General features: G+C 63.4%; 24 protein-coding genes. 6 read left to right on the forward strand and 18 right to left on the reverse strand.

Annotated features, from left to right (window positions below):
- Window positions 1-32 precede the first annotated feature (32 nt).
- Window positions 33-1532 (forward strand): glycerol kinase GlpK, encoded by a 1500-nt coding sequence (gene glpK / locus LH407_RS00855; RefSeq protein WP_322133180.1) that lies wholly within the window; start codon window positions 33-35, stop codon window positions 1530-1532.
- A gap of 19 nt (window positions 1533-1551) precedes the next feature.
- On the opposite strand, the gene trpD is transcribed toward glpK, so the two are convergent.
- Entirely contained in the window at window positions 1552-2613 is a 1062-nt protein-coding gene (trpD, locus tag LH407_RS00860) for an anthranilate phosphoribosyltransferase (protein ID WP_322133179.1), read from the reverse strand.
- A gap of 39 nt (window positions 2614-2652) precedes the next feature.
- Between trpD and ctaE the strand changes: the two genes are divergently transcribed.
- The 4 genes from ctaE (at window position 2653) to qcrB (ending at window position 6888) form a co-directional block, all read left to right on the forward strand.
- A complete protein-coding gene (gene ctaE / locus LH407_RS00865) occupies window positions 2653-3327 on the forward strand; it encodes an aa3-type cytochrome oxidase subunit III (RefSeq protein ID WP_407650597.1) in 675 nt (224 codons plus the stop codon).
- Window positions 3328-3347: 20 nt separating this feature from the next.
- Complete coding sequence (gene qcrC / locus LH407_RS00870; protein WP_322133177.1) at window positions 3348-4133, forward strand: cytochrome bc1 complex diheme cytochrome c subunit; 786 nt, start codon at window positions 3348-3350, stop codon at window positions 4131-4133.
- A 32-nt stretch (window positions 4134-4165) separates the two neighbouring features.
- Window positions 4166-5242 (forward strand): cytochrome bc1 complex Rieske iron-sulfur subunit, encoded by a 1077-nt coding sequence (gene qcrA, locus LH407_RS00875; RefSeq protein WP_322133176.1) that lies wholly within the window; start codon window positions 4166-4168, stop codon window positions 5240-5242.
- A 74-nt stretch (window positions 5243-5316) separates the two neighbouring features.
- Complete coding sequence (qcrB, locus tag LH407_RS00880) at window positions 5317-6888, forward strand: cytochrome bc1 complex cytochrome b subunit (protein WP_322134917.1); 1572 nt, start codon at window positions 5317-5319, stop codon at window positions 6886-6888.
- Window positions 6889-7254: 366 nt separating this feature from the next.
- Here qcrB and ctaF read toward each other — a convergent pair whose 3' ends face one another.
- From ctaF to LH407_RS00905, 5 genes are all read right to left on the reverse strand, one after another.
- On the reverse strand, window positions 7255-7692 hold the full coding sequence (ctaF, locus tag LH407_RS00885; protein WP_322133175.1) for an aa3-type cytochrome oxidase subunit IV: 438 nt from the start codon (window positions 7690-7692) through the stop codon (window positions 7255-7257).
- Window positions 7693-7694: 2 nt separating this feature from the next.
- Window positions 7695-9410, reverse strand: a complete 1716-nt coding sequence (gene ctaD / locus LH407_RS00890) for an aa3-type cytochrome oxidase subunit I (RefSeq protein ID WP_322133174.1) — start codon at window positions 9408-9410, stop codon at window positions 7695-7697.
- A complete protein-coding gene (gene ctaC / locus LH407_RS00895) occupies window positions 9407-10288 on the reverse strand; it encodes an aa3-type cytochrome oxidase subunit II (RefSeq protein ID WP_322133173.1) in 882 nt (293 codons plus the stop codon). The genes ctaD and ctaC overlap by 4 nt, the downstream gene beginning before the upstream one ends.
- Before the next feature lie 136 nt (window positions 10289-10424).
- A complete protein-coding gene (locus LH407_RS00900; protein ID WP_322133172.1) occupies window positions 10425-10775 on the reverse strand; it encodes a HesB/IscA family protein in 351 nt (116 codons plus the stop codon).
- Between the two features lie 10 nt (window positions 10776-10785).
- Window positions 10786-12180, reverse strand: coding sequence for a dipeptidase (locus LH407_RS00905; RefSeq protein WP_322133171.1), 1395 nt, complete (start codon window positions 12178-12180; stop codon window positions 10786-10788).
- 38 nt (window positions 12181-12218) lie between these two features.
- Here LH407_RS00905 and LH407_RS00910 point away from each other — a divergent pair, with 38 nt between their 5' ends.
- Window positions 12219-12791: a DUF3043 domain-containing protein gene (locus LH407_RS00910; protein ID WP_322133170.1), complete on the forward strand. Its 573-nt coding sequence runs from the start codon at window positions 12219-12221 to the stop codon at window positions 12789-12791.
- Here the strand turns inward: LH407_RS00910 and LH407_RS00915 are convergent.
- From LH407_RS00915 to murC, 12 genes are all read right to left on the reverse strand, one after another.
- The gene (locus LH407_RS00915) at window positions 12766-13812 is read right to left on the reverse strand and encodes a quinone-dependent dihydroorotate dehydrogenase (protein ID WP_322133169.1); all 1047 of its coding nucleotides are present in this window, start codon (window positions 13810-13812) and stop codon (window positions 12766-12768) included. The two genes, LH407_RS00910 and LH407_RS00915, sit on opposite strands and share 26 nt — an antisense overlap.
- 19 nt (window positions 13813-13831) lie before the next feature.
- The gene (gene nrdR / locus LH407_RS00920; RefSeq protein WP_322133168.1) at window positions 13832-14302 is read right to left on the reverse strand and encodes a transcriptional regulator NrdR; all 471 of its coding nucleotides are present in this window, start codon (window positions 14300-14302) and stop codon (window positions 13832-13834) included.
- A 19-nt stretch (window positions 14303-14321) separates the two neighbouring features.
- Window positions 14322-15632: a histidinol dehydrogenase gene (gene hisD / locus LH407_RS00925; protein ID WP_322133167.1), complete on the reverse strand. Its 1311-nt coding sequence runs from the start codon at window positions 15630-15632 to the stop codon at window positions 14322-14324.
- 39 nt (window positions 15633-15671) lie between these two features.
- Entirely contained in the window at window positions 15672-19139 is a 3468-nt protein-coding gene (gene dnaE, locus LH407_RS00930) for a DNA polymerase III subunit alpha (RefSeq protein WP_407650666.1), read from the reverse strand.
- Between the two features lie 134 nt (window positions 19140-19273).
- Window positions 19274-20194, reverse strand: a complete 921-nt coding sequence (locus LH407_RS00935) for an RluA family pseudouridine synthase (protein WP_322133165.1) — start codon at window positions 20192-20194, stop codon at window positions 19274-19276.
- Between the two features lie 99 nt (window positions 20195-20293).
- Entirely contained in the window at window positions 20294-21079 is a 786-nt protein-coding gene (locus LH407_RS00940) for a DivIVA domain-containing protein (RefSeq protein ID WP_322133164.1), read from the reverse strand.
- Between the two features lie 111 nt (window positions 21080-21190).
- Window positions 21191-21493, reverse strand: a complete 303-nt coding sequence (locus tag LH407_RS00945; protein ID WP_322133163.1) for a YggT family protein — start codon at window positions 21491-21493, stop codon at window positions 21191-21193.
- A gap of 45 nt (window positions 21494-21538) precedes the next feature.
- Entirely contained in the window at window positions 21539-22003 is a 465-nt protein-coding gene (locus LH407_RS00950) for a cell division protein SepF (RefSeq protein WP_322133162.1), read from the reverse strand.
- Window positions 22004-22037: 34 nt separating this feature from the next.
- Window positions 22038-22724 carry a YggS family pyridoxal phosphate-dependent enzyme gene (locus LH407_RS00955; RefSeq protein ID WP_322133161.1) on the reverse strand — a complete coding sequence of 229 codons (687 nt, stop codon included), beginning with the start codon at window positions 22722-22724 and terminating at the stop codon, window positions 22038-22040.
- A 16-nt stretch (window positions 22725-22740) separates the two neighbouring features.
- Window positions 22741-23886, reverse strand: coding sequence for a cell division protein FtsZ (gene ftsZ, locus LH407_RS00960; protein ID WP_322133160.1), 1146 nt, complete (start codon window positions 23884-23886; stop codon window positions 22741-22743).
- Between the two features lie 147 nt (window positions 23887-24033).
- Window positions 24034-25041 carry an FtsQ-type POTRA domain-containing protein gene (locus tag LH407_RS00965; protein WP_322133159.1) on the reverse strand — a complete coding sequence of 336 codons (1008 nt, stop codon included), beginning with the start codon at window positions 25039-25041 and terminating at the stop codon, window positions 24034-24036.
- A gap of 1 nt (window position 25042) precedes the next feature.
- Window positions 25043-26449: a UDP-N-acetylmuramate--L-alanine ligase gene (murC, locus tag LH407_RS00970; protein WP_322133158.1), complete on the reverse strand. Its 1407-nt coding sequence runs from the start codon at window positions 26447-26449 to the stop codon at window positions 25043-25045.
- Window positions 26450-26452 lie beyond the last annotated feature (3 nt).

Consider the following 26452-nt stretch of genomic DNA (forward strand, 5'->3'; position numbering starts at 1 on the left):
ACAGGGTCGTGTTCAGACCGGAAAGGCCTCATGTGAGCAGTTTCGTCCTCGCCATCGATCAGGGCACCACGAGCACGCGGGCGATCGTCTTCGATCACGATGGCGCGATCGTCTCGGTCGGGCAGCTCGAGCACAAGCAGTATTTCCCGAAGGCCGGGTGGGTCGAGCACGACCCGGCCGAGATCTGGAACAACACACGCGAAGTGATCGGTTCTGCGCTCTCCAAGGCCTCCATCACGCGGCACGACATCGCGGCGGTTGGGATCACGAACCAGCGTGAGACAGCCGTCGTGTGGGATCGGCACACGGGCGAGCCCGTCTACAACGCGATCGTGTGGCAGGACACTCGCACGCAGGACATCGTCGATCGCATCGCTGACGGCGATCCCCACCGGTTGGCCGATCGTGTGGGCCTCCCCTTGGCCACCTACTTCTCGGCGAGCAAGGTCACGTGGATCCTCGAGAACGTCGCCGGAGCACGTGAGCGCGCCGAAGCCGGCGACCTTCTGTTCGGCACCACGGATACGTGGGTGCTCTGGAATCTCACCGGAGGTGCCAGAGGAGGCGAGCACGCGACGGATGTCACGAACGCGAGCCGCACGATGCTCATGGACCTGCGAATGTGCGAGTGGGACGAGTCGATCGCCGCGGAGTTCGGCATTCCCATCTCGATGCTCCCGCGTATTCGGAGCTCGTCAGACGCGTTCGGTGTCGCGTCCGACGACTCCTTGCTGCGAGAAGTCCCGATCACGGGCATCCTCGGCGACCAACAGGCCGCGACCTTTGGCCAAGCGGCGTTCGAGATCGGCGAGGCGAAAAACACGTACGGAACGGGCAACTTCCTCATCGTGAACAGCGGCGAAGAGATCGTGCGCTCGAGCAACGGGCTGCTGTCGACCGTGGCCTACCGGCTCGAGGGTGAGCCCACAAAATACGCCCTCGAGGGGTCGATAGCGGTTACCGGCTCCCTCATCCAATGGTTGCGGGACAACCTCGGCATCATCGAGAGGTCCTCCGATGTTGAGGAGCTCGCGGCATCCGTCGACGACAACGGTGGCGTCTACTTCGTGCCGGCCTTCTCAGGTTTGTTCGCGCCACATTGGCGACCGGATGCCCGTGGGGCCATCCTCGGGCTCACCCGTTTCGCCACCAAGGCACACATCGCCAGGGCGGCGTTGGAAGCGACAGCGTTCCAGACCCGCGACGTACTCGACGCCGCTGCAGCAGACCTCGGCACGACTCTCGCCGAGCTCAAGGTCGACGGTGGAATGGTCGGCAATGAGCAGCTCATGCAGTTCCAGGCGGACATCCTGGGTATCCCTGTCGTCCGGCCCGTGGTCGCCGAGACCACAGCGCTCGGCGCCGCCTACGCCGCCGGCCTGTCCGTGGGGTATTGGGCCGATCTCGACGAACTCCGCGCCAATTGGTCCGAGGGGTCACGCTGGACCCCCACCATGAGCGACTCAGAACGAGAGCGTCGACGCGGTGAATGGTCGAAGGCGATCGCACGTTCGCTCGATTGGGTCGACTGAGTCAGCACGGCACCGAACGTCAGGCAGTTCGCCGCGTAGCTGCCACCCACTCGTCGAGTTTGGCGAGGGCGGCACCGGAGTCGACGACGGATGCCGCACGCTCCATCTGCGTGGCGAGCCGATCCACGATCGGCACCTGAATGAGCTCCGGATCCCGCGAGAGTTCCCACGACACAAGTCCAGCTGCGGCATTCAGAAGCACCACATCCCGCACCGGACCGGCCGCGCCCGCGAGCATCTCGCGCGCGGTCGCGGCGTTGTCTTCCGGGCTGCCGCCGAGCAACGACTCGATCGATGCTCGCGGGATGCCGAGCTCCGACGGATCCAGATCGTGCTCCGCCACGAACCCTCGGCTGACCTCCCAAATGTGGCTGTGCCCCGTGGTGGTGAGCTTGTCGATGCCGTCATCGCCGCGATACACGAGTGCTGTCGCCCCTCGAGTCTGAAAGACGCCCACCATCAGGGGCACACGTTCGAGACTCGAGACCCCCACCGCCGAAGCATTCGGGCGGGCTGGGTTACACAGCGGCCCGAGAATGTTGAAGAGCGTGGGGATGCCGAGTTCCTTACGAGTCGGTCCCGCATGCCGGAATCCCGGGTGAAAGAGCGCCGCGAAGGCGAACGTGATCCCGACCTCGCGAAATACTGCCGCTGCCCGCTCGGCGGAGATATCGAGGTCCAGTCCCAGCGCACTGAGTACATCGGATGCACCCGACGACGAGCTCGCGGCACGGTTGCCGTGTTTGACCACCGGGACTCCCGCGGCCGAAGCGATGACCGAGGCGATAGAGGAGATATTGAGCACCGCGCCGTACGGGTCTCCCCCGGTGCCGACGATGTCCAACACGTCCGCCGGAACCGCGAGTTCTTCGGCATGGGCAAGCACGGCGTCGCGGAAGCCGACGATCTCATCGACCGTCTCCCCCTTGATGCGCAGCGCGACGAGCAATGCGGCGATCTGAGCTGACGTGGCTTCACCTGCCATGACCGATTGCATGGCCCATTCGGCTTCACCGATGGAGAGGTCGCGACCCTCCACAAGTCCGGAGAGGATTGCCGGCCACGTTCTCTGGTTCGCCATGCCGAAATCCTAACGAGACGTGTGGGGCTGGCCGGTCGAATGACAAAACCGCGCTCCGAAATCGACCATAATGGAGGGGTGACTACAGCCTCACTACCCCGCTCGGTCGGGGCACCAGCCGTTCAGCGCCCGAATGTCGTGGCGGTCGGAACGATCGTTTGGCTGGGCAGTGAGGTCATGTTCTTCGCTGGCCTGTTCGCGATCTACTTCACCCTCAAGGCGACATCGCCTGGGCTGTGGGAAGAGCAAACCGCGAAGCTCAACATCACTTTCGCGGCCATCAACACCACGATCCTCGTGCTGTCGTCCTTCACGGCACAGGCCGGTGTTTTCGCCGCCGAGCGCCTGCAGCCCTACCGCACGGGAAGCCTCTTCAACGTACGCAAGTGGGGCATGGTCGAGTGGTTCTTCCTGACCTACGCAATGGGTGCCACGTTCGTTGTCGGCCAGATCTACGAGTACGCGCTTCTCGTGAGCGAACACGTGAGCCTGTCGAGCGACTCGTACGGGTCAGCGTTCTACATCACCACCGGATTCCACGGTCTGCACGTGACCGGCGGACTGATCGCCTTCCTTCTCGTGATCGGGCGCGCCTACGCGGTGACGAAGTTCGGTCACAAAGAAGCCACGACCGCTGTCGTCGTCTCCTACTACTGGCACTTCGTTGATGTGGTGTGGATCGGCCTCTTCCTCATCATCTACATCCTCAAATAAGAATCGGACCCCACAGCACCATGGCGAAGAAGAAAGCAACCGGACGACGGCATCCGCTCGCGAGCGTGACCCTGCTGCTCGTTGGCCTGCTCGCAACGGGCGGGGTGTACGCACTGTTCACCTCGAGCGCGACCGCAGAGACGAACGCCTCGCAGGAGGCGCTCATCGAAGAGGGCGGCAAGCTGTTCGCGGCAAACTGCGCAAGCTGCCACGGAATGGCGCTCCAGGGCACAAGTCAGGCCCCGAGCCTGATCGGCGTCGGCGCGGCATCCGTCGACTTCCAGGTGGGAACCGGCCGTATGCCCATGGCGTACACCGGTCCGCAGGCCGAGGTCAAGCCGCCGCAGTTCACCGAGGACCAGATCGCCGCACTCGCCGCCTATGTCGCTTCACGCGCGCCTGGCCCCGCCATTCCCGACGAGAGCCTGTTGCAGGGTGATGGGGATGCTGCGATCGGTGCCGAACTCTTCCGCATTAACTGCGCCATGTGCCACAACGTTGCGGGTGCCGGTGGTGCCCTCACCGAGGGCAAGTACGCCCCGCACCTCAGCGACATCGAGCCCGCGTACGTGTACGAGGCCATGATCACGGGTCCGCAGAACATGCCCGTCTTCAACGACCACAACATCTCGCCCGAGAACAAGGCGAACATCATCACGTACCTCAAGTTCCTCGACGACAACCCCGAGCCCGGTGGGCTCGGACTCGGCAACATCGGCCCGGTGTCCGAGGGACTGTTCATCTGGATCTTCGGACTCGGTGCGATCGTCGCGATCACCGTGTGGCTCACAGCCAAGTCGAACTAGCTATACGTCTGACGACGGTTGAAGGGATAAGAATGGCCAAGGACCACGGCGGAGACAGCAGCGAAGCTGCGGGCACGTCGGTCGAGAAGCACGGCGCAGCCACCGCGCCCCGGGGCACGGCGGTAGAAGTTGCCGACCGCGTTCAGAACCCCGGCTTCCCCCCGTTCCGGCCTCGCGTGACGGACGTCGACCCCGTCAAGGAGAAGAAGCAGGAGCGACGCGTCGCGGCGCTCTTCTTTGTGTCGATCATCGGCAGCGTCCTGGCCATCGTCGCCTACATCATCTTCCCGATCACGGAGGATGGCGGTCTCGAGGCGGTGCGCAACAACAACCTCTTCCTGGGTATCGGCATCACGCTCGCTCTCCTCGGCATCGGTTTCGGCGCCGTGCATTGGTCGAAGGCCCTCATGGACGGCCACGACCTGACCGAGCAGCGTCACGGAACGCGCGGATCCGATGAGACTCGCGCCAAGGCCGTCGAGGTCTTCACCCTTGGTAACAAGGAGTCCGGTTTCACACGCCGCAAGCTCATCCGCAACTCCCTCATCGGTGCGCTCGTCGTCAGCCCGCTGCCGGCCGTCGTGTTGTTCCGCGATCTGGCCCCCGCTGAGGACCCGGTGCCGCTGCTCAAGCACACCATGTGGGACAAGGGCGTTCGCCTCACCATCGACCCCTTCGGAACCCCGATTCGCGCGTCGGATGTCACGCTCGGATCCGCTTTCCACGTGATTCCCGAGGGCCTCAACGAATCCAGCCACAAGCTCGAGGAGAAGGCCAAGGCGGCCGTGCTCCTCATGCGCCTCAAGCCGGAAGACCTGAACGTCTCCCCCGGTCGCGAGGACTGGAACTACGACGGAATCGTGGCGTACTCCAAGATCTGCACGCACGTCGGCTGCCCCGTTGCCCTGTACGAGCAGCAGACGCACCACCTGCTGTGCCCCTGCCACCAGTCGCAGTTCGACATCAAGAACGAGGCCGAGGTCATCTTCGGACCGGCCAAGCGCGCACTGCCCCAGCTTCCGATCACCGTCGACGACGAGGGTTACCTCGTCGCGCGCAGCGACTTCACCGAGCCCGTGGGCCCGAGCTTCTGGGAGCGTGAACTGTGACCACCGCAACAACCACCCCGCCGAGCACCCCCGACGCACAGTCGGCGGAGGCTCCCGCCGAGAAGTCGGTCGGCATGCGGTTCACCGGTTGGGCTGCCAACTACGTCGACGAGCGCACGAGCCTTTCCGGCCTCGTCCGTGAGCTCGGCCGCAAGATCTTCCCCGACCACTGGTCGTTCATGCTCGGTGAGGTGGCGCTGTACAGCTTCATCGTCATCCTGCTCTCCGGCACTTTCCTGACGTTCTTCTTCGAGGCGTCGATGGTCCCCGTCATTTACGACGGCTCGTGGGTGCCTCTCAAGGGAATCGAGATGTCGGCGGCGATGGCGTCGACTCTCGACATCTCCTTCGACATCCGCGGCGGCCTCCTGATGCGCCAGGTGCACCACTGGGCGGCGCTGCTGTTCGTTGCATCCATCGGTCTGCACATGCTCCGCGTGTTCTTCACGGGAGCATTCCGTAAGCCGCGTGAAATCAACTGGCTCATCGGTTTTGTGCTCTTCATCCTCGCCATGGCCGAGGGATTCACCGGATACTCGCTGCCTGACGACCTGCTCTCGGGTAACGGTCTTCGCATCATCGACGGAATGGTCAAGGGCATCCCGATCGTCGGAACGTGGATCTCCTACCTCCTCTTCGGCGGAGAGTTCCCGGGCTTCGACATCGTCAGCCGCCTGTACGTTCTGCACATCCTGTTGCTGCCGGCGATCCTCGTCGCAGCGCTCGGCGTACACATGGTGCTGCTTGTTGTGAACAAGCACACGCAGTTCGCTGCCCCCGGTGCGACGAACGACAACGTCGTTGGTGTGCCGATCATGCCCGTGTTCGCCGCCAAAGCTGGTGGATTCTTCTTCATCGTCTTCGGTGTCATCGTCGCGATCGCATCGTTCTTCCAGATCAACCCGGTGTGGGTGTATGGACCATACGACCCCTCCCCCGTGTCGGCTGGAACGCAGCCTGACTGGTACATCGGTTTCGCCGACGGAATGTTGCGACTGATTCCTCCGCACCTGGAGACGGTGATCTTCGGCTTCACCTTCAGCTGGTACATCATCATTCCGCTCGTCGTGATCGGCCTGTTCCTCGTAGTTGTCGCCCTCTACCCCTTCATCGAGGCGTGGATCACGGGCGACAAGCGTGAGCACCACATCGCCGACCGTCCGCGCAACGCGCCGACCCGAACGGCGATCGGTGCGGCAGGTGTGACCTTCTACGCGGTCATGTGGGCAGCGGCGAGTTCGGACCTCATGGCAACGCACTTCAAACTCACGATGGAGGGTGTCATTCACACGCTCCAGGTGCTGCTCATCATCGGCCCGATCATCGCCTACTTCGTCACGAAGCGGGTATGTCTCGCTCTCCAGAAGAAGGATCGTGAGATCGCACTTCACGGGTACGAGTCCGGTCGCATCGTGCGCCTGCCGGGCGGCGAATATATCGAGGTGCACCAGCAGCTCGATGAGTACCAGCGCTGGAAGCTCGTGAGCTACGAGGACTACAAGCCCCTCATGATCCGCCCCGACTCACGCGGACGCATTACGGCCCGTCAGCGCGTTCGTAGTGTGCTGTCCCGCTGGTTCTTCGAGGACCGCATCGAGCCTGTCAACCAGAAGGAACTCGACGCCGGCCACCACGACGGCCACTAACCACCGCTTCTGAAGAAGGGGCCCGCCGGTTTATCCGGCGGGCCCCTTCTTCATTCCCGATGAGCGCTCCCGCTCCCGCGAGTGCCTGTCATGGAGATCCACTCGACAGAGCTCGGGATGAACAAAATGAACGCTCCCCTCACTGGCTCTACGAACGCGCATAGTCGATTCGAAGGACGCCGTCCCGGACGACCGCGATTCGAGGGTAGGCTGTCGCGGCCAAGTCGAATCGGGGCGAATCCCCGAGAGAGAGTGGCCGCGGCTCTTTAGAGAACTCACGATGCCAGCGGCTTCGCAAGCATCAGCAAAAAAGGTCGACGACAGCCACAAGTGCTGTCGTCGACCTAAATCGCCGCGGTGCGCCTTCTAACGGGCGAAGTACCCGCGGTAGTACTCGAAGACCCAGCCGACTAGGGCGACCAGCAGAACGCCGGCGCCGATGAAGGACAACCAGGGTCCGATCGCGAGGCCCAGAACGACAACCGCCGCCGAGGCGGCCAGCACGATCGGCCACCAGCTCCACGGGCTGAAGTGGCCCTGCTCGGCGTCTCCATCATCGATATTCGCGTCGAGACGATCCTCGGGGAGGGTTCCACCCTGCGACTTCGTCACGAGCCCCAGGTAGAACGCGATCAGAATCGCAAGCGCCCCGGAGAGAAGGATGCCGATGGATCCGACCCACTCGATCTTGAACCACCACTCGACATCGTTGTGGTTGGCGAGAATCGACCAGCCGGTGTAGAGCGCAGCAGCGAAAAAGAAGAAGCCGGCGAGGATCCAGAACAGCCGAACATTGGTATTCACGTCTACTTCACCTTCTCATCGCTGACGTCGTACACGGGCGCATCCGGGGCATCCTTGAGTGGACCAATTCCCACGGGAATCTCTGCCTCCGGGTGGTTGATGTCGAACGCGGGAGACTCGGAACGAATGCGCGGGATCGACGTGAAGTTGTGACGCGGGGGCGGGCAGCTCGTGGCCCACTCGAGCGAACGCGAGTAGCCCCACGGGTCGTTGACGGTGACCTTGGGTGCCTTACGGGCCGTGATGTACACGTTGTAGAAGAAGGGCAGCATCGAGATCGCGAGGATTGCGGCGCCGATGGTCGAAACCTGGTTCATCCAGGTCACACCGTCCTCTTCAAGGTAAGTGCGGTAACGACGCGGCAGACCCACAACTCCGATCCAGTGCTGGATCAAGAACGTCGTGTGGAAACCGATGAACAGCAGCCAGAAGTGGATCTTGCCCAAGCGGTCGTTGAGCATCTTGCCGGTCCACTTGGGCCACCAGAAGTAGAACCCACTGAACATCGCGAACACAACGGTGCCGAAGACGACGTAGTGGAAGTGCGCCACAACGAAGTACGTGTCAGAGACGTGGAAGTCCAACGGCGGCGATGCAAGGATGACGCCGGTCAGACCACCGAACGTGAAGGTGATCAGGAAGCCGATCGCCCACAGCATCGGCGCCTCGAAGGTCACGGAACCCCGCCACATCGTGCCGACCCAGTTGAAGATCTTCACACCCGTCGGTACGGCGATGAGCATTGTCAGAAGGGCGAAGAAGGGCAGGAGCACGGAGCCCGTGACGTACATGTGGTGAGCCCACACCGTGACAGACAGAGCCGCAATCGCGATCGTCGCGTAGACGAGAGTCTTGTAGCCGAAGATCGGTTTGCGGGAGAACACCGGGAGGACTTCGGAAATGATTCCGAAGAACGGCAAGGCGATGATGTAGACCTCGGGGTGTCCGAAGAACCAGAAGAGGTGTTGCCAGAGGATCACACCCCCATTCGCCGGATCGTAGATATGCGCGTCGAACACACGATCGGCACCGAGCCCGAAGAGCGCTGCGGCGAGAACCGGGAACGCCATGAGCACGAGGAGCGAGGTGACGAGGGTGTTCCAGGTGAAGATCGGCATACGCCACATCGTCATACCGGGCGCACGCATCGTGATGATCGTCGTGATGAAGTTGACGGCACCCAGGATCGTTCCGAAACCGCTCAGTGCAAGACCGAACACCCACAGGTTTCCGCCGAAGCCCGGGGAGAAGGTTGTGCTCGAGAGCGGCGCGTAGGCGAACCATCCGAACGAGGCCGCGCCCTGGGGCGTGAGGAAGCCCGCGACGGCCATGAGGCTACCGAAGTTGAACAGCCAGTACGCGAAGGCGTTCAGTCGCGGGAACGCCACATCCGGCGCACCGATCTGCAGCGGCATGAGCACGTTCGCAAAGCCAGCAAAAAGCGGCGTCGCGAACATGAGCAGCATGATCGTGCCGTGCATGGTGAACAGCTGGTTGTACTGCTCACCCGTGGGGATGACCGAGATGCCAGGAGCGAAGAGCTGAGCGCGGATCACGAGCGCCATCACACCGCCGAGCAGGAAGTAGAAGAACGACGTGATGAGGTATAGGTACCCGATGGTCTTGTGGTCCGTCGAGGTGATCCAATTCACCACGACATTGCCCTTGCGCTGAGCGGACGTCGAGACGCCGGGAGCTTCCAAAGTTGCTGCGCTCATCGCATGTCTTCCTCGATGCTGCTGCCGTTACCCGGCAGGTTCTGGTTCACGTTGAAATCGGCGCCAATTTGTCCCTCGCCACCGTAGGGAGCGAAGTCGCCCGCCTTGAGCGAGGCGATGTAGGCGTCGTACTCGTCTTGAGAGACGACCTCGACCGTGAAGAGCATGTTCGCGTGGTACTCGCCGCACAGCTCGGCACACTTGCCGGCGTACGTACCCTCCTTGGTGGGCTCGAAGTACATGTAGTTGCTCTTGCCCGGGATCATGTCCTTCTTGTAAAGGAAGTCGACAACCCAGAAGGAGTGGATGACGTCGCGGGACTCGATCTTGATCTCGACGGTCTGGTTGACCGGAAGCACCAGGACCGGGAGATTGTCGGTGTCGAGCTGGCCGTTCGGCAGGTAATCCGCCTGAACTCCGGAGTAGTAGGCGTCATCGGTGACGTAGTTGAAGTCCCACGCCCAACGCTTGCCGAATACCTCGATCTTGACATCGGGATCGGCGATCGGCTCCTCAATCGCGGCCTGGTCGCGTGCCGTGAAGGCGAAGAATCCGAGAACGAGGATGAGCGGAACGATCGTGTAGAAGATCTCCACCGGAAGGTTGTAGCGCAGCTGAACCGGGAGACCGGTCTGGCCCTTGCGACGGCGGTATACAACGGCGGCCCACAGGATGAGTGCCCAGGTAACGAGACCGACGATCAGCAGCACGATCCAGGACGTGACCCACAGGCCAATGATCCTCGACGTGTGATTCGTCGTCTCCGGGTCACCCGGCAGCCAGCCCTGGAGCTGCTCCTGGGTACACCCGGCAAGGATGATCGCAACAGCCACACCAATCGGCACGGCCGCCCAACGAAGACGGTGTTTAGAACGCACCTGTGACCTCTCGCAGAACTCGGACTTCAGTCTGCTCTCAGTCTATAGCCAGCGTGAAGGTCCCCCGGTTGCATCGCCGCCCGGGAGAAGCAAAAAGCGCGCTCCGAAGAGCGCGCTTTTCATCCACAACGGGCCGTCAGTGGAAGCTGTCACCGCAGGCGCACGAACCCTCTGCGTTCGGGTTGTCGATCGTGAACCCCTGCTTCTGGATGGTGTCCTCGAAGTCGATCATGGCTCCCTCCAGATACGGCACGCTCATCTTGTCGACGACGACCTCGACGCCGTCGCCGAATTCGGCAAGCGCATCACCATCGAGGAAGCGCTCGTCGAAGTAAAGCTGGTAGATCAGTCCCGAGCATCCGCCGGGCTGCACCGCAAGACGCAGGCGAAGATCGTCGCGACCCTCCTGCTCGAGCAGGCTGCGAACCTTGCTCGCAGCGGCATCCGTAAGGCCAACGCCGTGGGTGGAGATCGCGGTATCTGTCATGTCCACCATTCTACGCCCGGGTTTCGAGCTTTGCGAGTAAGAGGGCCTCGGTGAGGATGGCACGGCGGAACACTCCGAGATGCAGCGATTCGTTCGGGCTGTGCGCGCGCGTATCGGGGTCCTCGACACCCGTGATGAGGATCTGGGCGGAGGGGAAGACCTCGACGAGGTCCGCCACGAACGGAATCGTTCCGCCGACGCCAGCTTCGACAGCATCCGAACCCCAGGCCTGACGCATCGCGTCCTTAGCGTCTGCAACGGCTGGCGCTGTGACATCGACGAGGAACGGGTCCGCCAGGTCGGGCTCGCCCAGCTCAACGGCGGCACCAAACGGAGCGTGCGCGTGGAGATGATCGCGGATCGCCGCGTAGGACTCTTCAGCGGACTGACCTGGCGCGATCCGCACGCTCACCTTGGCCCGAACCGTCGGGATGAGGGTGTTCGAAGCGTTCATCACCGAGGGAGCGTCGATCCCCGTCACTGTGATCGCCGGCTTGTTCCACAGGCGGGAAAGCACGGGGCCGTCACCGATCGGTCGCACACCCTCTCGGAATGCCGCCTCAGTGCGCAGCCGCTCCTCCGTGTACTCCGGGGTCGGTGCCTCGCGCGATCCGAGTCCGTCCACGGCAACGGAGCCGTCCTCGGTGTGCAGACTCGCGAGAAGACGCATCGTCGCCAGCATCGCATCGGGGGCCGCTCCCCCATACATTCCGGAATGACTCGCGTGCTCGAGCGTCGACACGCTCACCGTGAAGGCGACATTGCCGCGCAAACTCACGGTGAGAGAGGGTGTGTCAATATCCCAGTTGTCCGAGTCCGCGACCACGATGATGTCCGCCGCGAGTTCTTCCCGGTGCTGCTCGAGGAACGCTGCGAAGGATCGCGACCCGAACTCTTCCTCGCCCTCGATGAAGAGCACAAGACCGAGGTCGAAGTCCGCCCCCACGGTTTCGGTGAGTGCGCGGATCGCGGCCACGTGTGCCATGACACCGGCCTTGTCATCCGCCGCTCCCCTGCCATAGAGGCGGTCGCCCCGCACGGTCGGCTCGAAGGGAGAAGAGTCCCAGTCGTCGGCGTCGCCGGGCGGCTGGACGTCGTGGTGAGCGTAGAGCAGCACGGTCGGCTTTCCGTTTCGAGCGCGTCGTGTCGCCAGCACGGCCGGATGCCCGTGCTCCCCGTTCGGCATCGGCGCCGTCGAAACGACCACCCGCTCAAAAACTCCGAGGGATTCGACGAGGTGTCGCACGGCCTCCGCGCTGTCCGCCACGTGGCGGGGATCGAATCCGTCCCACGACACAGAGGGGATCCGAATGAGGGAACCCAACTCGGAAACGGTGGTCGGCAGTCCCCCATCGACCGCGTCGCTGAGGGCGGGAAGGAGGGGATGCAGGTCGGATTCGGTCATGCGAGTAATCTTAAGCAGACGTAAGAGGCGAGGATCCCGTGGCCAAGACACCCCCCAGCACCCCCACCGACGCAGAGACTGCGAGTGAGCAGCCGACGGTTGGCAAAGGTCGACCCACGCCGACACGTCGTGAGAAGGAGGAGGCGCGCAAGCGCCCGCTCGTCACGAACGACCGCGCCGAGGCCCGCCGCAAGGCCCGCGCGGAGGCTCAGGCGCAGCGTGAGCGCGCTCGGGCTGGCATGGCTCGGGGTGACGAAAAGTTTCTCCCGATGCGCGACCGCGGTCCGCAGAAGAAGTTCGTGCGTGACTACGTCGACGCCCGCTTCAGCTTCGGGGAACTCCTCATCCCGCTGATGTTCGTGGTGATCATCCTGACGTTCATCCCCGACATCTCGGTTCAGTACATCGGCATCGTTGCGCTGTGGGCCTTCTTCATCGTCGCCGCTGCCGACGCGGTCCTGCTCGGGTTCCAGGTGACCCGAAAGCTTCGACAGAAGTTCGGCGAAGATCGCGCGGAGAAGGTGCGCTGGTACGCGGCGATGCGCGCGCTACAGCTACGCATGATGCGTTTGCCGAAGCCCCAGGTCAAGCGCGGGCAGTACCCCGAGTAGACCCGCTCCGCGCAAGCCCACGGTTGATGCCGCGAGCCCACAGAGGCCCGCGGTAGAGAAACGCCGTGTAGCCCTGCACGAGGGTGGCACCGGCGTCGAGTCGTTCCCGAACGTCGTCGGCCGTGTCCACTCCCCCCACGGAGATGACGCAGAAATCTTCGGGGACGATCGAGCGGATCAACCGGAGGAGTTCGATCGATCGGGCCGCGAGCGGAATGCCGGAGAGACCCCCAGCGCCCGCAGCGTCGACAACCGCAGGGTCCGTTCGCAGACCCTCCCTGCTCAGGGTCGTGTTCGTGGCGATGATTCCGTCCACCAGTGCCGTGGCGAGTTCGGCGATAACGCGCACCTCGTCGTCGGAAAGGTCGGGGGCGATCTTGACGAGGACGGGCGTACGACCCGCGGCATCCTTGACCGCTTGAAGTAGTGGTGTGAGCTTCTCGAGTTCCTGCAATCCGCGAAGTCCCGGGGTATTCGGGGAGCTGACGTTGACGACGAGGTAGTCGGCCAAGGGCGCGAGGGTGCGAGTGCTCTCGAGATAGTCCTCGGTCGCGGCATCCACGTCCACCACACGCGACTTACCGATGTTGATGCCGACGACTGGCCGACGAGACGTGCGAAGGGCCTTCTCAATGACGCTCCGGGCCGCGGCCGCGCCATGGTTGTTGAAGCCCATCCGATTGATCACGGCGCGATCCGGTACGAGCCGGAAGAGCCTCGGTCGCGGGTTGCCGTCCTGGGCGATCGCGGTGATGGTTCCCACTTCGACGTGGCCAAAACCCAGGTCCCCAAGGCCGATGATGCCCGTGCCCTCTTTGTCAAAACCCGCTGCCAGTCCAAAAGGTGAGGCGAATCTCAGGCCGAGGGTGCGCACTTCAAGCGAGGGGTGCGGGCGTGTGAAACGTGCGATGACCCTGCCGAGGCCGACGGTCGGTAGGAGACGAATCACACCGAACGCGAGGGTGTGCGCGCGTTCGGGATCCAGGCGGGAGAGGACGACATCAAAAAGGAAGCGATACATGCTCCCGCAAGGATATCGGTCAGGATGACGAGCGGTCGCTCGACTCGTGATCGACCCGAAGCAACGTGATCGCGGCCTCGAAGTCCTCCAAGGAATCGAAGCCCTGGTAAACGCTCGCGAATCGCAAGTACGCGACTTCATCCAGCTCGCGAAGCGGAGTGAGGATGGCGAGGCCAATGTCATTGGCCTCGATCTGAGCCGCGCCCGTGGCGCGAATGGTTTCCTCGACACGTTGGGCGAGGACGGCGAGGTCGGTGTCCGTGACAGGTCGACCCTGGCACGCCTTACGAACGCCCGCGACGATCTTCTCGCGGCTGAACGGTTCAACGACGCCGTTGCGCTTGATGACACTCAAGCTCGCAGTTTCCGTTGTGGAGAATCGCCGACCGCACTCTGGGCACTGACGGCGGCGTCGGATCGACAGGCCGTCATCGCTCGTCCGCGAGTCGATCACACGACTATCTGGGTGGCGGCAGAACGGGCAGAACATGGTGTTTCCAGGATAGCCGCTAGTCGCGAGCGAACCTCTCGGACACCGCGTCGCCGTGCGCCGGCAGATCCTCGGCGGAGCTCAGCGCAACGATACGATCGGCGACCTCGCGTAGTGCCGCGCGGTCATACTCGATGATCTGTTGCGGCCGAAGGAAGGTGTATGCCCCGAGCCCCGAGGAAAAGCGAGACTGACCGCCCGTGGGGAGTACGTGATTGGAGCCGGCCAAATAGTCGCCAAGGCTGACAGGAGAGTTGGCGCCGAGGAAGATCGCGCCGGCGTTGTCGATGAGGTCGAGGAGCGCTCCCGTGTTGGAGACCTGAAGTTCGAGGTGCTCTGGTCCGTAGGCGTTCGAGAAGGCAGCGGCCTCCGCGAGATCATCAACCAGGACGATGGCCGACTGCTCTCCCGATAGCGATGTCGCGACTCGGTCGCTGTGCTTCGTCGACGATGCGAGTCGAGCGACTTCCGACGTCACCGCGTCCGCGAATCCGGCGTCCGTGGTCACCAGAACGGCGGCAGCGAGCTCATCGTGTTCGGCCTGGCTCACGAGGTCCGCGGCGACGAGTGAAGCATCCGCCCCGCCATCGGCAATGACGAGGATCTCGGTCGGTCCGGCTTCCGAATCGATGCCGACGACCCCGCGCACGAGTCGCTTCGCCGCCGCGACGTAGATATTGCCGGGGCCCGTGACGACGTCCACCGGTTCCAGCGACAGGGAGGGGATGCCGTAGGCGAAACCGCCGACCGCTCCGGCGCCCCCCATGGCGTAGACCTCATCGATTCCGAGCAGACCAGCTGCGCCGAGAATCGTCGGATGCACCCCTCCCCCGAACTCGCGTTGTGGAGGTGACGCGATCGCGATCGAGGAGACCCCCGCTACCTGGGCGGGTACGACGTTCATGACCACGCTTGACGGGTATACCGCCTTGCCGCCGGGAACGTAGAGCCCAACGCGTCGAACGGGCTGCCAGCGTTGGATGATTCGAGCACCCGGTGAAACCTCGGTTACCGATCCTGAGGGAACCTGCGCGTGCGAAACCTTCGTCACCCGCTCGATGGCGCCCTCGAGGGCTTCTCGAACAGCAGCGGGTAGAGCGCGGACCGCACTCGAAATCTCATCCCCGTGGATGCGGACGGCAGCGGGACGCACGCCGTCGAGACGCTCAGCCTGCTCCAGCAGCGCCAGCTCGCCCCTGGTGCGAACGTCGTCGATGAGCCCGCGAGCAACCTCGAGTGCGGCGTCGACGTCAACGCCCGCACGTGGAACGAGAGAATCCCACTGCAGTGAGGTGACCGGACGGTTGCGGAGATCGAGTGTGCGCATCATGGCGACACCATGCTAGTTCGTTGCCGAGAGACCCGCCGGTCAGCCCAAGCAGGATGGACCGAGGAGGCTCTTCAGTTCGCCGTAGAGATCGGCAGAGACCGTCACCCGATACGGGATCTCGAAAACTCGTGCGCTCTCGCCCCGGATGAGCCTCAACCTCACCTCGTTGACGCCGGCATGGCGGATGAGCACGTCGTTGAGCGCACTGACGACCTCGGTGGTCGCCCTCTGTTCCTGGATGGAGATGACGAGCGGTCCCGAGCCGAGGCTCGCACCGGTGTCCGGAGTAAACATGCTCACGGCGTGAAGGTTCATTCCGTCGTCTCGCATACTCACCCTGCCGCGGACAACCACGATGGAATCGTTGACGAGGCCGGGTGAGAACTCCTGGTAGGTCTTGCCGAGGAACATGACACTCATCTCGCCAGCGAAGTCCTCGATCGTCACGATCCCGTACTGATTTCCGCTGTTACGAGCAACGCGGTGTTGAACACTCGTGATGAGTCCCGCGATCGTGACGTGCTCGCCGTCGCCAGCGACATCACCGTCCAAGATCTCGGTGATGCTCGCGCTCGCGTGCTTGGCGAGATGAATCTCGAGGCCCGCCAGGGGATGATCCGACACGTAGAGCCCGAGCATTTCACGCTCGAACGCGAGTTTGTCGCGCTTGGCCCACTCCGGGCGGTCGGGGACGTGCTGCACTGCTTCCGGCTCGTCCCACAGGCTGTCGAAGTCGAAGCCGACCTGACCGTTCGCCTCGTTCCGTTTGACACTTACCGCGCCATCAACGGCATCTTCGTGAATCTCGAGCAGAGCACGTCGCGTCGCGCCGAGCGAGTCGAACGCGCCGGCCTTGATGAGCGATTCGATCGTCCTCTTGTTCGTCACCTGGAGGGGGACTTTGCCGAGGAAATCGTGGAACGACGTAAACGCACCCTTGTCGGAGCGCGCGGCGCGAATCTGTTCGACGACCGCGAAACCGACATTGCGAACCGCACCGAGACCGAAGCGGATGTCGTCGCCGACTGCGGCGAAGAACCCGATCGATTCGTTGACGTCGGGAGGGAGGACGTTGATCTTCATCCGCCGACACTCGTTGAGATACAGAGCGAGCTTGTCTTTGGCGTCGCCGACACTGGTGAGGAGCGCGGCCATGTATTCCGCCGGATAGTGCGCCTTGAGGTACGCCGTCCAGTACGAGATCACACCGTACGCCGCCGAGTGCGCCTTGTTGAACGCGTAGTCGGAGAAGGGCAGGAGGATGTCCCACAGCGTCTTGATCGCGGCATCCGAGAATCCGTTGGCCTTCATGCCAGCTTCGAAGCCCTCGTACTGCTTGTCCAGCTCAGATTTTTTCTTCTTGCCCATCGCACGGCGCAGAATGTCGGCTTGACCGAGGGAGAAGCCAGCCACACGCTGTGCGATGGCCATCACCTGCTCCTGGTAGATGATGAGGCCGTAGGTGGTATCGAGGATGTCGGCGAGGGGTTCCTCGAGCTCGGGGTGGATGGGCGTGATCGCCTGCTGGCCGTTCTTGCGCAGCGCGTAATTCGTGTGGGAGTTCGCTCCCATGGGTCCGGGGCGATAGAGAGCAATGACGGCCGAGATGTCTTCGAAGTTGTCGGGCTTCATGAGCTTGAGCAACGAGCGCATGGGCCCACCATCGAGCTGGAAGACCCCGAGCGTGTCACCACGACCGAGTAGCTCATAGGCAGCGGCGTCATCGAGCTCGAGGTCCTCGAGTACGGGGCGGTGCCCGCGGTTGGACTCAATGTTGTCGAGCGCATCATCGATGATCGTGAGGTTCCGCAGCCCCAGGAAGTCCATCTTGATGAGTCCGAGAGACTCGGCAGCGGGATAGTCGAACTGCGTGACGATCTGACCGTCTTGCTCACGCTTCATGATCGGGATGATGTCGATGAGCGGATCCGACGACATGATCACGCCTGCCGCGTGGACACCCCACTGGCGCTTGAGGTTCTCGATTCCCAGGGCGGTTTCGAATACCTGCTTCGCTTCGGGATCGGTCTCGATGACTGCCCGGAAATCGCTGGCCTCTTTGAACCGTTCGTGATTCTTGTCGAGGATGCCCGACAAGGGCATGTCTTTACCCATGATGGGCGGAGGCATGGCCTTGGTGAGTTTCTCCCCCATCCCGAACGGGAAGCCGAGGACGCGCGAGGAGTCCTTGAGCGCCTGCTTGGCCTTGATCGTTCCGTACGTGACGATCTGCGCTACACGTTCGTCGCCATACTTCTCGGTGACGTAGCGGATCACCTCACCCCGGCGACGGTCGTCGAAGTCGACATCGAAGTCGGGCATGGAGACACGGTCGGGATTCAAGAAACGCTCGAACAGGAGACCGTGAACGAGCGGGTCGAGGTCGGTGATGCCCATGGCGTAGGCAGCCATGGACCCGGCGCCCGAGCCACGACCCGGCCCGACTCGGATTCCGTTGCGCTTTGACCATCCGATGAAGTCGGCGACGACGAGGAAGTAGCCAGGGAATCCCATTTGCGTGATGACGCCGGCTTCGTAATCCGCACGGGCCCGGACCTCGTCGGAGATGCCGCCCGGGTATCGCGTCTGGAGGCCGCGCTCGACCTCCTCGAGGAACCAACTGGCCTCCGTGTGACCATCGGGAACCGGATACCGCGGCATGTAGTTGGCGGATTCATTAAACGTGACGGTGCAGCGCTCGGCGATGAGCAGGGTGTTGTCGCAGGCCTCGGGATGATCGCGGAACAACGCCCGCATCTCAGCGGCGGATTTGAGGTAGAACTCGTCCGAGTCGAACTTGAATCGGTTCGGATCGTCGAGGGTCGAGCCAGACTGCACACAGAGAAGAGCCGCGTGCGCGGTGGAATCGTGCGCGTGCGTGTAATGGAGATCATTTGTGGCCACGAGGGGCATGCCGAGCTCTTTCGCGAGCTGCAGGAGCTGAGTCATCGTTCGACGTTCGATCTCGATGCCGTGATCCATGATCTCGGCGAAGAAGTTCTCCTTGCCGAAGATGTCCTGGAACTCGGCTGCCGCCCGTTTGGCTTCCTCGTATTGGCCCAGTCGCAGACGCGTCTGCACTTCGCCACCCACACAACCGGTGGTGGCGATGACCCCCTTCGAATAGTTCTGGAGAAGTTCGCGATCCATGCGGGGCTTGAAGTAGTAGCCCTCGATCGATGCGAGTGAGGAGAGACGGAAGAGGTTGTGCATCCCCTCGTTGTTCTCCGACAGGAGTGTCATGTGGGTATAAGCGCCCGAGCCTCCGACGTCGTCCTGCGACTGGTGCTGCCCACCCCATCGGACACGCGTCTTGTCGCTGCGATGAGTGCCGGGAGTGATGTACGCCTCAGTACCGATGATCGGCTTGAGGCCTGCCGCGGTCGCCTGTCTCCAGAAGTCGTAGGCGCCGAACATGTTCCCGTGGTCGGTAACGGCGATAGCGGGCATGCCCTGCTCTGCAGCTGCCTGCGTGAGCGGGCCGACGCGCGCCGCGCCGTCCAACATCGAATACTCGCTATGTACGTGGAGGTGCACAAACGAGTCGCTGGCAGAAGGCACTGACGAGGGCACTGGCACTCCGGATCGAGGACGGGAATCCAGCCTAAACCGACCCGTGGCGAGCTTTCTTCTGACGCGCCCTAGTCGTCTCGGAGCGTATCAAGCGCCGCTTGAAGGTCAGCGGGATAGGGCGATTCGAAGACGACAATCTCCCCCGTAGTCGGATGCTCGAATCCAAGCCGACGCGCGTGCAACCACTGGCGAGTAAGCCCCAGGCGCGCCGAGAGTGTGGGGTCGGCGCCGTACATGGCATCTCCCACACACGGATGCCGCTGGGCGGCCATATGAACGCGAATCTGATGGGTTCGCCCGGTCTCGAGTTGAATCTCGAGCAAGGTGGCGGCGGGGAACGCCTCGAGGGTCTCGTAGTGGGTGACGCTCGGTTTACCGTCGGACACGACAGCAAACTTCCAGCTGGCACCGGGGTGTCGCCCGAGGGGGGCGTCGATCGTTCCCGCGGTGGGATCCGGGTGCCCCTGCACAACGGCGTGATAGATCTTCTCCACCTCGCGGTCGTGGAACGCGCGTTTGAGCGCGGTGTACGCTCGCTCGCTCTTGGCAACCACCATCAGTCCGCTTGTGCCGACATCCAGACGGTGGACGATCCCCTGACGTTCCGCCGCGCCGGTCGTGGCAATGGTGTATCCCGCCCCCGCCAGCGCTCCCAGCACGGTCGGACCATCCCAACCGATGCTCGGGTGAGCAGCGACACCGGCAGGCTTGTCCACCACAACGATGTCCTCGTCGTCATAGACGATTCCGAAGCCTGGGACCTGGGTGGCGACAACGGCGGGCTCCGACTTGCTCTCCCATTCGACCTCGAGGTGGCCGCCCGCGACGAGCCGATCCGACTTGCCGAGCACACGGCCATCGAGACTCGCGCCACCCTGGCCGACGATGTCGGCAGCGAAGGTTCGCGATAAACCGAGAAGCCGAGCCAGCGCTGCATCAGCGCGCTCGCCCGCGAGCCCATCGGGCACGGGTAGGCTACGGCGTTCCATTGTCTGGCTGGTCCTCTCGAGGTCGTTATGAGCACAAAGAAGCGGCGGCAGGAACTCGAGAGCCCGTGAGCTCGATCGTCCCTGCCGCCGCTTCGATGGTTAGTTCTGGGTGAACCCGCCCGTGTAGTCGGTGGGCTGCGCTGCAGGTGCCGGCGGGAACTGCGGAGCGCTGTACTGCGGGGCAGGGGCCGCGTACTGGGGAGCTGCCGGCTCGGCCTGGGCCTCGACGGGAGCGGGCGCCGCCGGAGCAGCTACCGGAGCTGGCGTGGGTGCCGCGCTCAGTTCGCTCGACGAGTCGAGGTCCCGCAGCTGGCCCTCGATGTAGCCGCGAAGCTTCTGACGGTACTCGCGCTCGAAGGTGCGAAGTTCCTCGATACGCGTCTCGAGGGACGTGCGCTCCTGCTCGAGCGAACTGAGCTCGGCACGCTGGCGGGATTCGGCCTCGGAGACGATCCGCGCCGCGGTCGCGTGACCTTCGGCGATGAGAGCGTCACGCTTTTCGACACCTTCGCGCACGTGCTCCTCGTGGAGGCGACGCGCAAGCTGGAGCAGGTTGTTGGTGTTACCCGGATCCATGGACGCGGCATCGGCCTGCGGGAACGCGGCCGGCGCAGGCGCAGGGGCGGCAACAGGAGCGGGCACCGGTGCCGCAACAGCCGGCTCGGGCTGGGCGAACGACGGCTGCTGAGCCTGGCGCTGAAGCTCATTGATGCGGGAGTCGCTGGCAACCAGGCGCTGGCGAAGCTCGTCGTTCTCCTGGTTCAGACGGCGCAGTTCTACAACGACCTCATCGAGGAAGTCATCCACCTCATCCTGGTCGTAGCCCTCGCGGAACTTCGTGGGCTGGAACCGCTTGTTGACTACATCTTCAGGAGTAAGAGCCATTGGTGAACCTCTAGGACTTTCTTTCAACGTCTACTTAACGTTTAGCTAAGCACCACACTCTACACCGGTGGGCGATCGCTCAATCGGCTTTCCAGGGTACCGCGATGTGCCCTAGTTCATGAAGCCCAGAGTGATCGACATCAGGATGATCACAACGAGCATCACGATGCTCCAGGCGAAATCGAGCGCTGCACCACCGATCCGCAATGGCGGAATAACCCGTCGGACGAGCCTGATGGGCGGATCCGTCACCAGGTAGGCGAACTCCGCGAGGACGAGCACGAGACCCTTCGGTCGCCACTGGCGGGCCAGCATGCGCGCGAGGTCGAGCACAAATCGCCCCCACATGAGAATGAAGAAAACGACGAGTGCCACGTAGATAACGGTGGCGACGAGCGAAACGAAGAAGGGCACCCGGACAGCGTATCCGCCGTCAGTCGACGTCAGCTGCGCGAGGTGTTAACCCTGCGCGAAAAACGATGCGTCGACGTCCGCGTCGACCTCGGAGTGGTCGCCGCGCACCTCCACGTAGGACGGTGAGAGGAGAAAAACCTTGCTCGTGACCCGCTCGATCTTGCCATAGAGCCCCTGCGAGAGACCACTCGCGAAATCGATAAGACGACGGGCATCCTGCTCGCTCATCTGAGTCAGATCGATGATGACAGGGATGCCCTCACGGTAGTTCTCAGCGATGAGCTGGGCATCCTTGTACTGACGCGGACGGACCGTGAGGATCTCGTTCATCTCCGGTGCAGCGGACCGCGAGGCGCGGCGGAGAGGCGTCACCTGCGCACGGGCCGCGGACGGGCTCGACGACGCGGGCGCAACGGGAGCAGCAGGACCGACAGGGCCTTCCTGCTCGTACTCGTAGTCCTCGTCGGCGAGGCCGAGATAGACCATGGTCTTGCGCAGCGGGTTTGCCATCGTGTCCTCCGAATGTGTGGCTCGTGTGTCGAGATTAACCAATGGCCGGGCGATTGCCCGTGATTGCCGTGCCTATGCGTAGGTGTGTCGCGCCTTCGAGGATGGCCTCCTCGAAATCCCCCGACATACCCATCGACAGGTTGACGGCATTCGGATGCTCGCGCTGCAGCCGCTCAGAGAGCTCTCGTACGAGCGCGAAGGACCGGCGAGGCTCAGCGTCCAGCGGTGCAACGGCCATAAGCCCCTGAAGGGTCAATCCGGGGGTGGACTCGATCCGATCGGCAAGCCTACCGACCTCTGCGGGCTGAACGCCGCCTCGAGCGGGATCGTCGGTCAGATTGACCTGGAGAAACACATCGACCGGATTGCCCGCCCCGCCGAGCGAAGCCACGAGGGACTCCCTATCGACAGCGTGGATGACGCGTGCGTACTCTCGCACTTTGCGTGCCTTCTTGGACTGAAGTTGCCCAACAAAGTGCCAGGTGAGATCGAGATCAGAGAGTTCGGCCACTTTGAGTTCGGCTTCCTGGTGCCGACTCTCCCCGACATTTCGCACGCCCTCATGGAACAGCTCACGGACGAGGGACGCCGGATGGAACTTCGTTACCACGATGGTCGTGACGTCGTCCGGCGATCGACCGGCCGTGCGTAGTGCCGCGTCGACACGCTCGCGAACAATCGCGAGACGATCCCGTACAGAGTCGGACTCGGGTGTCTCCATCTGCGACGAGTGCTCCCTATTTCAGGAAGTCAGGAACGTCGAGGTCGGCATCGTCGTCGTCGAACGCACCCCTGTCGATGGGCGCGGTGTGGACGAGGCTCGGCTCGGGGGTCCACGTGGACTCCTCCGCGGCATCCGCAGTGACGGCGGCGGTGGGCTCCCCCTCGGGCACGACATAGTTGCTCCGGCGCGATTCCACCGGCTTGGGAGCAGGCTCTCCACCGTCGAACCCGGCGGCGATCACCGTGACACGAACCTCGTCGCCGAGAGTGTCGTCGATGACAGCGCCGAAGATGATGTTCGCCTCGGGATGCACGGCTTCCTGCACCAGGCGTGCAGCGTCGTTGATCTCGAAGATGCCGAGGTTGGAGCCTCCCTGGACTGACAGGAGCACACCGTGGGCGCCGTCGATGGAGGCCTCAAGAAGGGGTGACGCGACCGCGATTTCGGCTGCCTTGATCGCCCGATCGGCTCCCCGCGCCGAACCGATGCCCATGAGAGCCGATCCGGCACCGAGCATGACCGACTTGACGTCGGCGAAGTCGAGGTTGATGAGGCCGGGGGTCGTAATGAGGTCAGTGATTCCCTGGACACCGGCGAGCAGTACCTGGTCGGCCGTGGAGAACGCCTCGAGCATGCTGATGCCCCGGTCGCTGATCTCGAGGAGGCGATCGTTGGGAACGACGATGAGCGTGTCGACTTCGTTCTTGAGGGTTGCCACTCCGAGTTCCGCCTGGGCGGAGCGTCGCTTGCCTTCGAAGCCGAACGGCTTGGTCACTACACCGATCGTGAGCGCACCAATGGACTTGGCGATGCGAGCGACAACAGGAGCACCACCCGTACCCGTGCCACCACCTTCGCCAGCGGTAACAAAAACCATGTCGGCCCCGGCGAGGGCTTCCTCGATCTCCTCGGCGTGATCTTCGGCTGCGCGCCGACCCACTTCGGGGTCCGCCCCTGCTCCGAGTCCGCGCGTCAACTCACGACCAACGTCGAGCTTGACGTCAGCGTCGCTCATGAGCAGCGCTTGAGCATCGGTGTTAATTGCGATGAATTCGACACCTCGCAAGCCGAGTTCGATCATGCGGTTGACCGCATTAACTCCGCCGCCGCCGATGCCGACGACCTTGATTACCGCCAGGTAGTTCTGGTTTGACGTCACGTCCGGCCTCCGCTTGCTCGTGAGTGGAGCAAACCTTCAACCTCTACTTGAGGATAAAAGTTTTACTCACTATGATGATCTGCAACGAGGCTAAGTCGGGGTACGCCCGGTCGGCGGTACGCCATGCCGCGTGTCGTGAATCGCGCGCTACGCCGGGCGGAATACACCGTTCGTCGGGGCGGAGACATCGAACTCCCCCGCCTGATTCGGGTCGGTCACCGAGATGAGCGCTTCAAGTAGCGCCGCCTTGCGAGCCGAATCATCAGCGGCACCCCACGCAACACGCTGCCCGACCCCGCTCAGCACAAGGCTCACGTCGTCCTGCGTGTGTGCGGTCACCGAATCGACCCGAGCCAGGAGATCTGGCGGCAGGGCGAGAAGCACATCGACGGCGGCGCGGAATCGTGGAGAACGGGCATCCGCTCCCCCGAGATCGACAAGCGGAACACCCGCGATCCTCTCGGTCGACTCCTGGAGCACAACACCGGCGGGGTCGACGAGTGCGAAACCCGACCCCGTGCTGATCACCGCGGCCGGTTGGCGTTCGGAAAGTGTCACGACCAGGGTGCCAGGCGGGATCGTCTGCGTGATGTAGCTACGCACGAGTGGAAACGCCGAGAGCTCTCGCTCGATCGTGCCCGTGTCGAGCAAGGCGAGCGGAGTGCCGAGCTGATCATCGAGAGCAGCGACGATATCGGCGGGATTGACGCGGGAGGCACCCTCGACTCGGATCTCACGCAGGGCGAGAAGAGGCGAGAAGACAGCCGTGACGACAAGCCCCGCGAGAGTGACCACGACACCACCCGCGGCGATCAATCCAATCTTTCGATTACGGCTTCGTCGCGTGAAGCGACGGACCTCTGCCCGCTCCGCCTTGCGACGATCACGGGCGGCGCGGCGCAATTCTGCACGCGCCGCAGCGTCGGGTCGTACGGAACGGGATGCACGTGGGAGACGCTGCGTGGTCGGGGTGATGACCGATGCATCCCGTTGAGGCTTGGTTCGGGGAGACGTGACACGCGGCTCGGGTGTCGTCTTCTGTGCCGCTTTCGGCGCCGCGTGAGGAGCCGCGCCACGGGATTTCGGCGAGCGAGCGGGCTTCGCCGGGCGAGCAGGCTCCGGCCGCGACGCGTCGAACCCCTCTGGTCGCTTCACGTCAGCTCTCGAGAGGTGCCTCGAGTGCGTCAAGCACTTGTGGCACGATGCGGTACACGTCGCCGCAGGACAACGTCATGATCAGATCCCCGGGGCGGGCGATTGCGGCCGCTCTCCGTGCTGCGTCATCCCAGTCCGGGAGGTAGTCGACACGCGAGGGGTCGGCGAAACGCTCCGAGACGAGCGCACCGGTGACACCGGGGACGGGGTCCTCCCGTGCGCCATAAACGTCGAGAACGATCGTGTGATCGGCAAGAGCCTCGTACGTCTCTGCGAATTCGCCTGCCATCGCCTGCGTCCGGCTGTACAGGTGTGGCTGATGGATGGCGATGAGACGCCCCTCGCCGAGCACCGATCTAGCTCCGCTCAGAGCGGCAGCAACCTCGGTCGGGTGATGAGCGTAGTCATCGTAGACGCTGACCCCGCGAACCGTTCCATGCAGCTCGAAGCGGCGTTCGGTGCCGCCAAAAGAGCCGATACCCGCAAGCGAGGCCTTCGGATCGAACCCCAAGCCCACGAGGACGGCGAAGGCCCCTGCCGCGTTGATGGCATTGTGCCGCCCCGGCACGCGCAAGGTGGCGTTGTACTGCACACCCTCGTAGGTCACCGAAAAGGCCACAGGGCCAGAGGTGCTGATATTCGAGACGCGCACGTCCGCGCTCTCGTCCTCACCGAAGGTCACAACCCGTTTGTGCTCCAGACGAGTCGTGACACGACGCGCTCCCGCGTCATCCGACGAGATCACCACAAGTTCCGAGGCACGGTTAGCGAACGTGACGAAAGCCGCATCGAAGGCGTCGTGATCCCCGTAGTGGTCGAGGTGGTCGGCGTCGACGTTAGTGATGAGTGCGACCGCGGTGTCGTACAACAGGAACGAGCCATCCGACTCATCCGCCTCGACAACAAAAAGCTCACCCGAGCCGAAGGCGGAGCTAACCCCCAGGGACTGGATGACGCCGCCGTTGACGAAGCTCGGATCGGCACCAAGCTCGAGAAGGGCCGTGATGATCATGCCCGTCGACGTCGTTTTTCCGTGCGCTCCCGCCACAGCGACCAATCGCGCGCGGTTGATCAGCCAGGCGAGGGCCTGCGAGCGATGAAGGACGGGGATGCCCCTCTCGACCGCCGCGAGATATTCGGGGTTGTCGGGCCACAGAGCCCCGGTGTACACGAGGGCATCCGCCTGCGCGAGACCCGGGTTCGAGGCCGAGTGCCCGATGGAGACGGTTGCACCTAGCTCGCGCAACTGCTCGGTGTTGTGATTCTCCGTGCGATCGGAGCCCGAGACCGTATGGTCGGCGGCAAGGAAGAGCCGAGCGATGCCGCTCATCCCGGATCCACCGATCCCGACGAAATGAACGGCTCCGAGGTCGGCGGGAAGGGGCAGAGAGAGGTCCGGTTTGATCATCGC

The organism is Antiquaquibacter oligotrophicus (genome assembly GCF_020535405.1).
GTDB classification, from domain to species: domain Bacteria; phylum Actinomycetota; class Actinomycetes; order Actinomycetales; family Microbacteriaceae; genus Rhodoglobus; species Rhodoglobus oligotrophicus.

What these genes read in the sequence shown, in the direction of transcription:
- trpD (WP_322133179.1), bottom strand. Translation starts at nt 2,613, where the DNA reads ATGGCGAACCAGAGAACGTGGCCGGCAATCCTCTCCGGACTTGTGGAG.
- ctaE (WP_407650597.1), top strand. Translation starts at nt 2,653, where the DNA reads ATGACAAAACCGCGCTCCGAAATCGACCATAATGGAGGGGTGACTACA.
- qcrC (WP_322133177.1), top strand. Translation starts at nt 3,348, where the DNA reads ATGGCGAAGAAGAAAGCAACCGGACGACGGCATCCGCTCGCGAGCGTG.
- qcrA (WP_322133176.1), top strand. Translation starts at nt 4,166, where the DNA reads ATGGCCAAGGACCACGGCGGAGACAGCAGCGAAGCTGCGGGCACGTCG.
- qcrB (WP_322134917.1), top strand. Translation starts at nt 5,317, where the DNA reads ATGCGGTTCACCGGTTGGGCTGCCAACTACGTCGACGAGCGCACGAGC.
- ctaD (WP_322133174.1), bottom strand. Translation starts at nt 9,410, where the DNA reads ATGAGCGCAGCAACTTTGGAAGCTCCCGGCGTCTCGACGTCCGCTCAG.
- LH407_RS00900 (WP_322133172.1), bottom strand. Translation starts at nt 10,775, where the DNA reads ATGACAGATACCGCGATCTCCACCCACGGCGTTGGCCTTACGGATGCC.
- LH407_RS00905 (WP_322133171.1), bottom strand. Translation starts at nt 12,180, where the DNA reads ATGACCGAATCCGACCTGCATCCCCTCCTTCCCGCCCTCAGCGACGCG.
- LH407_RS00915 (WP_322133169.1), bottom strand. Translation starts at nt 13,812, where the DNA reads ATGTATCGCTTCCTTTTTGATGTCGTCCTCTCCCGCCTGGATCCCGAA.
- nrdR (WP_322133168.1), bottom strand. Translation starts at nt 14,302, where the DNA reads ATGTTCTGCCCGTTCTGCCGCCACCCAGATAGTCGTGTGATCGACTCG.
- hisD (WP_322133167.1), bottom strand. Translation starts at nt 15,632, where the DNA reads ATGATGCGCACACTCGATCTCCGCAACCGTCCGGTCACCTCACTGCAG.
- dnaE (WP_407650666.1), bottom strand. Translation starts at nt 19,139, where the DNA reads ATGTTGGACGGCGCGGCGCGCGTCGGCCCGCTCACGCAGGCAGCTGCA.
- LH407_RS00935 (WP_322133165.1), bottom strand. Translation starts at nt 20,194, where the DNA reads ATGGAACGCCGTAGCCTACCCGTGCCCGATGGGCTCGCGGGCGAGCGC.
- LH407_RS00940 (WP_322133164.1), bottom strand. Translation starts at nt 21,079, where the DNA reads ATGGCTCTTACTCCTGAAGATGTAGTCAACAAGCGGTTCCAGCCCACG.
- LH407_RS00950 (WP_322133162.1), bottom strand. Translation starts at nt 22,003, where the DNA reads ATGGCAAACCCGCTGCGCAAGACCATGGTCTATCTCGGCCTCGCCGAC.
- LH407_RS00955 (WP_322133161.1), bottom strand. Translation starts at nt 22,724, where the DNA reads ATGGAGACACCCGAGTCCGACTCTGTACGGGATCGTCTCGCGATTGTT.
- murC (WP_322133158.1), bottom strand. Translation starts at nt 26,449, where the DNA reads ATGATCAAACCGGACCTCTCTCTGCCCCTTCCCGCCGACCTCGGAGCC.